This is a genomic window from Lutibacter sp. HS1-25, assembly GCF_004121075.1.
Taxonomy (GTDB): domain Bacteria; phylum Bacteroidota; class Bacteroidia; order Flavobacteriales; family Flavobacteriaceae; genus Lutibacter.
Window position 1 is genome coordinate 43,627 of sequence record NZ_RHLN01000016.1, and the last position, 12,247, is coordinate 55,873.

The following is a 12,247-nucleotide window of genomic DNA, read 5'->3' on the forward strand; positions in this document are numbered from 1 at the left end:
AAATGATAAAAAAGCATCTTTATTTTCTGTTTATTTGTTTTTTGAGTATTTGTTTAAAAGCACAAACTGTTAACTTAAAAGGAGTTGTTAAAGATAGTTTACAAAATTATTTAGCTTATGCAAATGTGATAGCAAAGCCTAAAGATTCATCAAAAGCATTAAAATTTTCTATAACAGATGATATTGGCTATTACAAATTAGAGTTGTTGAAAAATAATTTATACACTATTTCTGTTAGTTATTTAGGATTTAAAACAGAAAGTTTTCAGTTTGTGGCTCATGAAAATTCACAAAAAAATATTGTTTTAAGCGTTGCGCCAAATCAATTGCAAGAAGTAGTAATAGAGCTTCCCGTAATTTATAAGGAAGATACAATAACTTTTAATACAGATCACTTTATAACTGGAGACGAACGAAAACTAAAAAATGTATTGAACAAATTACCAGGTGTTGAGGTTCAAAAAAATGGAGATGTTACCGTTCAAGGAAAAAAAATCACAAAACTTTTGGTTGAGGGAAGAACTTTTTTTGATGGTGGAACAAAAATGGCAGTTGATAATATTCCTGCGGATGCTATAGATAAAGTTCAAGTAATTGATAATTATAGTGAAATAGCCTTTTTAAAAAATGTATCTTCCTCAAACGAAATGGCTATGAATATTATGCTGAAAAAAGACAAAAAAGAATTTGTTTTTGGTGATGTAGAAGTTGGGAAAGGGGCAAACGATTTTTATAGAATGCATAGTAATTTGTTCTATTACAGTCCTAAAACAACGGCCAATTTTATAGGGAATTTGAATAATACTGGAGAAAAAACATTTTCGGTTAAAGATTATATGAATTTTAAAGGGGGCGTAAGCGCTATTTTAAATGATAATGGTTCAATTTATAATGAATCGGATATTGAATTATCTCAGTTTTTAGAGACACAGGATGTAGTAGAAAGTAGCAATAAATTTGGCGCATTAAATATTTATAGAACCATAAATAATAAATTAACCATTAGCGGTTTTGGAATATTTTCTCATGTAAAAAACAAATCGATAGAAGAATCATTAAACCAATATCCAACTTTTACAGAAGCTACTGAAAACATTAGGAATAATAGAAACCAAATTGCTCTTGGTAATTTTAGGGTTGAGTATGCGCCATCTACCCATGAACAATGGTATTTTAAAACTTCTGTAAAAAGGGGGGACAATTTTTACAATGAAATATTTAAATCATTTATCGTTGATAATGATTTGTCAATAGAAACGAATTTTAAAAATCCGTTTTTTTTTGTAAATCAGACGTTTGAATTACATAAAAAACTATCAAGGCAGCATTCCTTTTCACTTGCCTTATCAACAGAATTTAATAATAAAAAACCAACGTTTATCTGGGAAACAAATAAACAATTATTAAAAGGGCTAATTCCTTTTACTGAAACAGCTAATTATTTGTTTAATCAGTTTAATGAAATTACAAATGCAAATTTTTCAACTGTTTTTAAACATTATTGGGTAATCAATAATACCAATCATATTTATACAACGGTTGGAAATAAATTTAACAAAGTAATATACAAAACTGAAGAAAATCAAGTTTTGGATGACGGCACAACTGTTGATTTTTCGGAAGCAGGTTTTGGAAATAATTTAAATTATCAATTAAATGATTTGTATTTGGGAATACAATACAAGCGAAAACTTGGTATTTTTGAAATTAAACCAGGGCTGTTTTTACATAATTATAATTGGAATTTAGTTCAATTACCTGTAGTAAGTAAGCATAAATTAATTGTGCTGCCTGAGTTTTTTAGTAAAATAGAATTCAGTAATTCTAATAAATTACAATTTAACTATCAATTAAAAAGTTTTTTTTCTGATGCTTCAAAATTTGCAAATCGCTATTATTTAAGTTCATACAATACTGTTTTTAAAGGGAATGAGCATTTAGAAAATGAATTAATGCATTCAGCCAGATTGTACTACAGTCGATTTAGCCTGTATAAGGGTTTGATGCTTTTTAGTATTTTGAATTACACAAAAAAAGTAAAAGGAATACAAAATACAGTTCAGTTTGAAGGTGTCAATCAATTTATAACTCCAATAATTATTAATAATCCTGAGGAGCGTTATAGTTTTAATTTAAATGTAACAAAAAAAATTAAAGATATAAAGTATGGTATTAGTACCAATGCCGCGACTTCAAAATTCCTTCAAAATATAAATACTGTAACGGTTACAAATCAAAGTAATAGTATAGGTTATAAAGTTTTGGCAAAAACATTATTTGATAAATTTCCAACGGTTGAATTTGGTTTTGAGCAAAATTTTGGGAGTTATATTTCAAGTGATTTAAACTCAAGATTTGTTACAAATAGGCCATATCTAAATATTGATTATGATTTTTTAGAAGGATTTATTTTTTCATTTGAATTCGAAAATTATAGATATGAAAATACCATGCTTAATCAAAAAAATAAGTATCAAATTTTGAATTCGACGCTTTCATACAGAAATGAAAATAGCGTTTGGAGTTTTAAATTCGAAGCTAAAAATTTATTTAATGCCAATTTTAAACAATTTAATAGTTTCTCAACATATATAATTTCTGATTCGAAAACGTATATTTTACCAAGAATTTTACTGTTTACTATTGGCTATAATTTGTAAAAGTTACTTGTGAACTTATTATAAAAGGCACAAAAAAAGGTTACTGAAAACTAATATTCCAATAACCTCTTTTTATGTAATTCAAATTGAATTATTTTTTAATAACTTGTACATTCATTTCTTCTACTTTTTTATCTGATAATTGAGAAGGGCAGCCAAACAATAAATCTTCACTAGATCCTGTTTTTGGAAATGCCATTACTTCACGAATAGAAGCTTTTTTCTCTAAAATCATCATCAAACGGTCAACACCCCAGGCAATACCACCATGTGGAGGTGCGCCGTATTGAAATGCTTTGTACATAGTTCCTACACTTTTTATCATTTCTTCTTTGTTGTACCCCATATTTTTATAAGTCGCTTCTAAGATTTCAGATTTATGTGCACGAACTGATCCACCACCAATTTCGTAACCGTTTAAAATTAAATCGTATTGTTGTGCAATAATACTTCCAATTTCTTCTTCTTTGCCATTCATATGTTTTTCAATGTCATAAATTGCTGGCATAGAAAATGGGTTGTGTGTAAATGTCCAACGACCTTCGTCTGTTTTTTCAAACATAGGGAAATCTACTACCCAAGCTGGGCGTAATTCTTTTGGATTGATTAAATGAAAAATTCTACCCATTTCTTGGCGAACAGCATCTAAAGCTTTGTTGGCAGTTGCATAATCTGCAGCAGAGAAAAATACAATATCACCAATTTGTGCATTGGTAGCTTCAATAATTCGGGCTGCAATATCTTCGCCTAAAAACTTGATAATAGGCGATTGCAAATCGTTTTCATTTACAATAATATAAGCCAAACCACCCAAGCCGTGTTCTTGTGCTTTTGCAGTTAGGTTTTCAATTTGACCTTTAGACATACGTTTGTTGCCTTGCTCTTTAGCCGAAACTTTGATACATTTTACAATACCGCCATCTTCAATAGGTTTGCTAAATACTTGGAAAGTGGTGTCTTTTACAATATTGGTAATATCTTGCATTTCTAAACCATAGCGTAAATCTGGTCTGTCGCAACCGTATTTATCCATAGCTTCTTTGTAAGTAATTACTTGAAACGGATGTAAAATCCATTTTTTGCCATATATTTTTTCAACAATTTCATTAAACAACTTTGTGTTTAAATCTATAATTTGTTGCATACTTAAATAGGCCATTTCCATATCTAACTGTGTAAATTCAGGCTGGCGATCACCACGAGAATCTTCGTCTCTAAAACAACGTGCTAATTGAAAATATTTGTCAAAACCACCTACCATTAACATTTGTTTAAACTGTTGAGGTGCTTGTGGTAATGTGTAAAATGAACCAGATTGTTTTCGAGATGGTACAATAAATTCTCTTGCACCTTCATCTGTTCCTGCAGTTAAAATAGGAGTTTCTATTTCTAAAAATCCTTCTTCATCTAAAACATCACGCATTAATTTTATAACACGGTGACGGTTTACAATTGTTTTTCTAACATCATCATTTCTATGGTCTAAGAATTTGTACTGAAAACGCACATTTTCATTAGATTTTGTAGCTCTTTTTATTTCAAAAGGCAATGTTCTTGATAAGTTTAAAACTTCCAATACCGAAGTTTCAAGTTCAATTTTACCTGTTTTAATTGCAGGGTTGTAATCGTCTTCATTACGTTGAACAATAACACCAGTTACTGTAATTACAGATTCGGGTTTTAACCTTACCAATTCATCTAAATTAGGGAAAGTTTCTCGTCGTAAACAAACTTGTAAAACCTCGGTACTCGCGTCGCGTAAATCGATAAAAATCAATTCACCGTGGTCACGAACACTTGATATCCAACCTGCTAAAGTAACTGTTTCTGAAATAGATTTTTCAGTTAAATCTTTAACCAAATGTGTCCTGTATTCTTCTTTTATAATTAAAGGAATTTCAGCGTAAACTTCTTCTGTTTCTTTTGAAGTTGTTTTTTCAATTTTTGAAGTGGTAGTCTGAGCTTTTACTTCTAGATTTTTATTGTCAACTTCAGTGCCCAATAAAGCTTCAAAAATACCTTCTCTAATTACTTTTCCTGAAGCGCCTTTACCAATAATTGCAATTATTTTTCCTACTAAAATACCTGCTTTTCCTTGATTTCCAGCTTTAATGTCGTTTGCAATTGCTTCATTTTCAGAAATTACTTTGTCAATAGCTGCTTTTATTTGATCTTCAGAAATGGTATTTTCTTCAAAGTATTTATTGTAATCAAAAGTGCGATCTTTTAAATAAGCTGTAATGGCATTTTGCACCAAAACCGCTGTGATTTTTTCAGATTTAAAAAGACTAAAAATTTCAATTAAATGATTGATATTTTTAATATTCGCGTATTCTTCAGCTTTTAAATTGTTTGTCAGTGTTTTAGCAACAAATGAAGGGTCTTTAATTACATTATTTATGGCGACAAATGTTTCTGAACGCTTGGCGTCTGCTGTAAAAAATTTAGCATCTTGAGGCAACACACCACCTTTAATCAAAATAGACTCAACCGCATAAGGTAACACACTGGTGTCAACGGTTATGCTTTCAATAGCTTCTTTGATATTTACAAAAGGCAAATCAGGTTCAGAAATAAAGCGATAATCGGCTTCAAATTCTTTTTTACGCATTGTTTTGGTTTGCTTCAAATCGGCATCCCATAAAACAGTGGTTTGGTCTGGTCTAAATTCTTTATGTTCAGTGTAGTAGTTAAATTGTTTTTCAACTTCTTCTTTTAAAGCATCAACCATAAACTTAAACGAGTTTAAGTTTTTAATTTCGGTACGTGGATTTAAATCGTAACTTCTTTTTTTGCGAAGTGAAACCGAAACGTCTGATTTAAATTCTCCTTTTTCAAGGTTTGCTTCTGAAATTCCTAAATTCTGAACAATACGTTGAATGTATTGTGCGTAAATTGAAGCATCTTCAATATGACGAATACAAGGTTCTGTTACAATTTCAATCAAAGGCACACCTGCTTTGTTAAAATCAACCAACGAAATCTTTTTTTCGTGCATTAATTTTGCGGCATCTTCTTCAATATGAACCTGTGTTAAATTCACTGTAAATTGCGAACCATCATTTCTATAACACGATACTTGTCCGTCTGGAATTATAGGATTGTGAAATTGTGTTATTTGAATATTTTTAGGGTTGTCTGGGTATTCGTAATGTTTTCTATCCCAAGATATTACTTCATTAGAAAACGTTGATTCTACCGCTTTTCCAAAATAAATAGCTTTTGTAATAGCTTCTTTATTAATGGCAGGTAAAATTCCCATTTGTCCTGTACAAACCGAACAAATATTGTGGTTTGGTGTTTCTATTTCTTGATTTGGACAAGAACAAAACAACTTGGTTTTGGTATTTAATCGAACGTGTGTTTCAAGTCCAATTACCAATTCTAAATCGTGCGCTTTTATTGCGCTCATTAATTGCTCCAGTTCCATTATATCGTGTCTTTTAAAAAGTTTGCAAATTGCAATATGGTTTGTTCGTTGTTTTTTGCTGCTGTAATTTGAAGCCCAGTAGCTGTTCCTTGAGGTACAGTTAGTGTTGGTAATTGTCCAAGGCTAAAACCAACGGTGTAAGCATCAGATAAATACATTGCTAAAGGATCTTTTAAACTGTCTCCAATTTTTGGAGGAGTATTAGGCGTTACTGGTGAAAGTATGATATCAACTTCTTCAAAATCTTTTTCAAAATTTGCTGAAATCTGATCTCTCAAATTCAAGCCTTTTAAATAAATTTCATCAGAAAAACCTTGTGATAAAACTTGGTTTCCACCAACAATTCTTCGTTTAGATTCTTCTGAAAAATTTTCAGAGCGTGTAATAGAATAGGTGTCTTTTAAATTTTCGCCTTCAATTCTACTTCCGTAATTGGTACCATCTAAGCGCGATAGGTTAGAGGCAGTTTCAGCCATTGCCAAGGTATAATAAGTAGAAACCAACGTTTCAGAATCAAAGAAATCCAACGCTTTTATTGCAATGCCTTTTGCTTTAATTTTTTCAATAGTTGCTAAAAAATCAGCTTTAATTTTTGGGTCAATTGCTTTATTGTCGATAAAGTTTTTAAAATAACCAACTGTTTTTACGGTGTTATTTGAAATTGCTTCTTCGTCAATTTCTGTTGAAGCAATGGTAGTTTGGTCTTTTGTATCTTTACCACTCATTACGTTCAGCACAATCCTAATGTCTTCAATAGATTTTGCCAACGGACCAACACAGTCTGTTGAAGATGCATAAGCCATCAAGCCAAAACGAGAAATGCGTCCGTAAGTTGGTTTTAAACCATAAATATTGTTGTAACCTGCTGGCTGACGAATAGAACCTCCGGTATCTCCACCAATTGAAAAAACGGTGTAATCTTTGGCAACATTCACAGCAGATCCACCACTTGAACCACCTGCAACTAAATTGGTGTCAATGGCATTTTTTACTGCGCCAAAAATGGTATTTTCACTTGAAGAACCGTGACCAAAACTGTCACAATTTTCTTTAACCAACGGAATTGCACCTGCATCTAATAATTTTTGAATGGCAGTAGCCGTGTAAGCAGATTTGTAATTTTTTAAAATATTAGAACTGGCAGTTGTATACGTTCCTTGAACCATATATACATCTTTAATTCCGAAAGGAATACCTTCTAATAAGCCTATTTCTTCACCATTTGCAATTTTTGCATCTACTTTTTTTGCCAAAGTCAATGCCATTTCATCTAACAATGAATTTACGCTGTGGTGTGTGTTTTCTTTTAATAAAGCTAATTTTTCTTGCACAAGTGCTGTACAAGTTATTTGTTTAGTCACCAATTGCTGGTGTATGTGTTTTATTTGAGATTCCATTTAATTTTTAGTTGAATTGTTAATTAGTTGAATTTTAGCAATTACATATTCGTAATTCAAAATTCATTTAGTCTTCTATAACTTGTGAAACTACTAAATAACCTTTTTTCTGTTTTGGAAAGTTTTCAATAATAATTTGTTTTTCCAAATCAGAGCTTTCAATAACAATATCATCTCTTAAATCATTTATAGACAAGCAATTATAATTGACATTATTTAAAGAGTTATTATTTGTTAATGGTGCATTTTTAATCACATCAAATAATTTATTCACAGTTTCTGAGGGCTGTGCTCCTTTAATACTCGACAATATGTCGACTGTCATTATTTTACTCATCTTTTTATAATTATTTAGTTTAGAAATCAAACTTTTAAGCAGGCGAAATTACAAAAGTTTTACGTGGAATGCACGTTTTTTTTAATCATTTCCTAGGGTTTATGCGTATATCTGCTAAATAAACAGTATTAATTAACAATATGTTAAAAATAGTTGATTATGGTAGTGTTGAATTGAATTTTGAATAAAATTTAACTATAGATTATCAATTATCGTTAATTTGTTAATTGAAATAGATCTAGCTTTTTCTTTGACCACAGAAAGGTGATCTCTTTTGTGAATTAAATGTATTTTTGCACAAAATAGTTGCAATGCTTTCAACAGAAAATCAAGAAAAATTACTTCCTACTTTAAAAAAATATTTTGGTTACGACCAATTTAGAACTCAACAACAAGAAATTATTGAATCGGTTTTGTTGAAAAACGACAATTTGGTAATTATGCCAACTGGTGGCGGAAAATCTATTTGTTTTCAATTGCCAGCCCTGTTGTTTGATGGTTTAACTTTGGTTATTTCGCCATTAATTGCTTTAATGAAAGATCAGGTTGATGGTTTAAATGCCAATGGTATTGCTGCAGATTTTTACAATAGTAGTCAGGAAACGCACGAGCAAAACAGTATCTTTGATAAGGTTGTAAACAAAGAAATTAAGTTGTTGTATGTTGCGCCTGAAAGTTTGCAATTGTTACAAAATATTTTAACCGAAGAGCATGTGAGTTGCATTGCCATTGACGAGGCGCATTGTATTTCGTCTTGGGGTCACGATTTTCGTCCGTCGTATCAGCAATTGGGATTTTTAAAAAAAACATTGCCAAATACACCAATTATAGCTTTAACTGCAACGGCAGATAAGGCAACTCGCAGAGATATTTTAGATCAATTAAATATTCCAAATGCAAAACGATTTTTAGCTTCTTTTGATAGAAAAAATATTGAATTGGAAGTTAGACCTGCAAATGATAGGGTGTTGCAAATTTTAAAATTTGTGCGAAAAAAGCCCAATGAAGCTGGTATTATTTATTGTTTGAGTAGAAAATCTACTGAAGATTTGGCTTCAAAATTAAAACAAAATGGCATCAACGCAACTGCTTACCACGCTGGGTTAAATTTTTTGGAACGTACAAAAACACAAGAAGATTTTATTTACGACAAAACCCAAGTTGTTTGCGCAACCATTGCTTTTGGTATGGGCATAGACAAGTCCAATGTGCGTTGGGTAATACATTACAATATGCCTAAAAATATTGAAGGCTATTATCAGGAAATAGGACGTTCTGGTCGAGATGGAATGAAAGCAACTGCGATTTTGTTTCACAGTTATTCTGATGTAATTCAGCTTCGTAAATTTATGAGTGGTGCTGCTAATGAAGAAGTTCAGGCTGCGAAATTGGAACGAATGAAACAATTTTCTGAAGCTACTACTTGTCGAAGAAAAATTTTGTTGAGTTATTTTGGAGAATTAATGGCTAAAAATTGTGGAAATTGTGATGTGTGTAAAAATCCACCACAATTTTTTAACGGAACGGTGATTGCGCAAAAAGCACTTTCGGTAATTGCGCGTTTAAAAGAAGAAGAAGCTACAGGAACCGTTATTGATGTGTTAAGAGGCGCGCACAATGCAACTATTTTAGACAAAGGTTACGATAAATTGAAGTCTCACGGTGTTGGAAAAGAAATTTCTTGGAGAGATTGGCAGCAATATATTATTCAGTTAATCAATCAGGGTTTTTGTGAAATTGCTTTTCATAAAAACAATGCGCTGCGTTTGACTAATTTTTCGAAAAAAGTGTTGTTTGAAAATGAGATTGTGTATTTAACAAAACCTGTTGAAGTAAAAGAAAAAGAGGTTGTTGAAAAAGCAATTAAAGAACCTAAAGTTAAAAAAGATACTTTATTTGAGCGTTTACGTAAATTGCGTCATCAAATTGCTTTAGATGAAAATATTCCTGCGTATTTGGTTTTTAGTGACGCTACTTTAAAAGAAATGGAAAGAGCTCGCCCTATGTGTGAAGCAGATTTATTGGAGATAAGTGGAGTAGGGCAGCGTAAATTAGAAGTTTATGGAGATGATTTTATTGCTGAAATAGTTTCGTTTGTAGGTAGTAAGGTGAAGAAAGAAAGAAAAAATGATACCAATTTGGTAACTTATGAATTGTACAAAGAAGGCTTGTCTATAGATGAAATTGCTAAAAAAAGAAATTTAAAATCTACGACCATTTTTTCTCATTTGGCAAAATTATATACCGATGGAAAGAATGTTGATATTCATAGTTTTGTAAGTAATGAAGAAGTTGAAAAGATACGAAAAGCGCAAGAAGAATTAGAAAATCCACCTGCTTTAAAGCCTTATTTTGATCTTTTTGAAGGGCAAATTGAATATTTTAAAATTAGATTGGCACTTGCAATGATTGAAAAAGAAGGTTAGTGGAACTTGTAAAACTGAATATGAAAGTTATGAAGTTTAAAAATAAGTTTACATACTTACATTGCGAATAATATCTAAAAATTTGTTTCTTTTAGGAATAATAGCCAAGCTTCATTGGCAATTTCTTGTGTCTTTTTTTCAATAATTGCTGAACCTGCCCAAGGATCAATTGTTTTTAAAATATCAGTTTCTTCTTCAAAAAATAAATGACTTTCTGTTGAAGTTAAACTTTGGCAGCCGCCTAAAATTGCAGCAGATGCATTTAGTGGATTGTTAATTGTGACCTCAATATTTAAAGCTAAAGAGTCTTGTTTTTGCGGCGTAAATGATTGTATTAGTTTTGCCCACAACATTCTTGCTGCTCTTAATTTTGCAATTTCATTTAAATGATTTTTACAAAGTGTAGTTTTAAAAGATAATTGCGAAACAGCATTGTCGATTCTAATATTATTTTTGATGCTTTTTTGAATTGAATGAAATGATGTTGTTAAAAAATTGGACAATTCAATTGCAGGAAGAGTGTTTGAAGTAGTTGAACCTTCATTTAAAACAGTTGTTTTTAATGGATTTTGAAAATACATGGTTGTATGAATTCCTCTTAAATTTGGTGCAACACCAGCAATAAAATCTTCGTGGTTAAAGTAAGATTCTTTTTCTTTTAGAACTTCAATATGTAGTTTTGAAAAATCTTTACGCATCATTTCTTGATTTTTTTTGTTCCAATTTTTCTGCCAATCTTTTTGGAATTATAGGAATGATCAACGTTTTATGGTTTTTTCTTTCAATAATTGGAAAGGTGTCTAATTTTACAGTTTCAAGCGTGTTTTTATATTTATTGGCTCCCACTAAAATTAATTCGCCATTGTTAAATTGCGTTTGTTCTTTTTTTGCGTTTTCAACAATTTTTCGTTGAATGGTGCCTTCTTTTAACTGATTTAAAAAGCCGCCACCTTTTTCAATTTCTTTGAAAATATTTAAAGCTTTTTCAGCAATTTGTTTGGTAATAGATTCAATATAATAACAATCTGTTGCAGCGATTTTAAGATCATTGATATTGGTTTCAGAAAACAATTCTTTGTCAAATTTATTTGCTGTTACCGTGTTAGCACCGCTATAAATTGCGCTCAAACTTTCGTTAATGCTTCGTAAATTATTAATGTTGTGATTTGCTGTTTTGTTACGAAGACTTTGTTCAGCAAAAATCTGAATGTCAAATTCTGTATTGTATTCCTTTAAAATTAAATTTAACAAATATCTAAATGCTCTTATTTTTGCAATTTCAAAAAAGTAGTTGCTACCAATTGCAAAATTAAATTGCATGTTTTTAACTATTTTGCCGCCAAATTTGTTAAAATATTCATTGGCATGTGCCAAAGCGTATGCTATTTGTTGAACTGTATTTGCACCTGCATTTTGATACAATGCTGCATTTACACTTAAAATTTTTGTTGTAGCATTTTGTTCAATCAGGTTTTCAATACTTTTAAAATCGGCATTGAGCGATGTGTACCAATTGCCAGTTTTTGCAAGATTACCAACAATATCAATATTTATATAAACCGTTTCGTTTTTAAGAAATGCGATTAGTTTATTGGTGAATTCTTCAGATAAAAAACGCAGTTGAAATTGAAATTCAATTTCGTTGTTTAATAAATTGCGAAAAAGGTTTTCAAAATTAAAAGGTTTTGACACTTCAAATTTTAATGAGGTAAAGCCTTTTTTAATTGCATTTACTGCTTTAAAGTTTGCGTATTCTTCATTAGTAATTGCAATTGTACTGCAAATACAAAACTTATTTTTTGAAATAGGTACGTTTACTTTTTCAAAAGTATCTGAATGATAAAACGGTTTTATAGTAATACCTTCATTGGTTTTTGTGAGTAATGTTTCGTTAAAATCAGCGCCATTCAGTTCAAACTGAATTTTTTGTTTCCAAGCTGCTGATGAGCTTGGTTCAAAATTGCTGAAAATTAAATTACTCATAAGTATTTTGTGTT

7 protein-coding genes are annotated in these 12,247 nt (G+C 30.8%); 2 read left to right on the forward strand and 5 right to left on the reverse strand.

Features of this window, described 5'->3' with window-relative positions; genetic code table 11:
- Positions 1–2: 2 nt before the first annotated feature.
- Positions 3–2,660, forward strand: a complete 2,658-nt coding sequence (locus EC396_RS07750) for a carboxypeptidase-like regulatory domain-containing protein (RefSeq protein WP_240665658.1) — start codon at positions 3–5, stop codon at positions 2,658–2,660.
- A 91-nt stretch (positions 2,661–2,751) separates the two neighbouring features.
- Here the strand turns inward: EC396_RS07750 and gatB/aspS are convergent, their stop codons facing one another.
- The 3 genes from gatB/aspS to EC396_RS07765 all read right to left on the reverse strand — a co-directional run bounded on the left by gatB/aspS (position 2,752) and on the right by EC396_RS07765 (position 7,824).
- Positions 2,752–6,090: a bifunctional amidotransferase subunit GatB/aspartate--tRNA ligase AspS gene (gene gatB/aspS, locus EC396_RS07755; protein WP_129366139.1), complete on the reverse strand. Its 3,339-nt coding sequence runs from the start codon at positions 6,088–6,090 to the stop codon at positions 2,752–2,754.
- Positions 6,090–7,487 (reverse strand): amidase family protein, encoded by a 1,398-nt coding sequence (locus EC396_RS07760; protein ID WP_129366140.1) that lies wholly within the window; start codon positions 7,485–7,487, stop codon positions 6,090–6,092. The genes gatB/aspS and EC396_RS07760 overlap by 1 nt, the downstream gene beginning before the upstream one ends.
- Positions 7,488–7,554: 67 nt before the next feature.
- Positions 7,555–7,824 carry a hypothetical protein gene (locus tag EC396_RS07765; RefSeq protein WP_205757929.1) on the reverse strand — a complete coding sequence of 90 codons (270 nt, stop codon included), beginning with the start codon at positions 7,822–7,824 and terminating at the stop codon, positions 7,555–7,557.
- Between the two features lie 311 nt (positions 7,825–8,135).
- Between EC396_RS07765 and recQ the strand changes: the two genes are divergently transcribed.
- Positions 8,136–10,250, forward strand: a complete 2,115-nt coding sequence (recQ, locus tag EC396_RS07770; RefSeq protein WP_129366141.1) for a DNA helicase RecQ — start codon at positions 8,136–8,138, stop codon at positions 10,248–10,250.
- 74 nt (positions 10,251–10,324) lie between these two features.
- On the opposite strand, the gene EC396_RS07775 is transcribed toward recQ, so the two are convergent.
- Both EC396_RS07775 and EC396_RS07780 read right to left on the reverse strand, forming a co-directional pair.
- A complete protein-coding gene (locus EC396_RS07775) occupies positions 10,325–10,951 on the reverse strand; it encodes a methylmalonyl-CoA mutase family protein (RefSeq protein ID WP_129366142.1) in 627 nt (208 codons plus the stop codon).
- Positions 10,941–12,233 carry a methylmalonyl-CoA mutase family protein gene (locus EC396_RS07780; protein ID WP_129366143.1) on the reverse strand — a complete coding sequence of 431 codons (1,293 nt, stop codon included), beginning with the start codon at positions 12,231–12,233 and terminating at the stop codon, positions 10,941–10,943. The genes EC396_RS07775 and EC396_RS07780 overlap by 11 nt, the downstream gene beginning before the upstream one ends.
- Positions 12,234–12,247 lie beyond the last annotated feature (14 nt).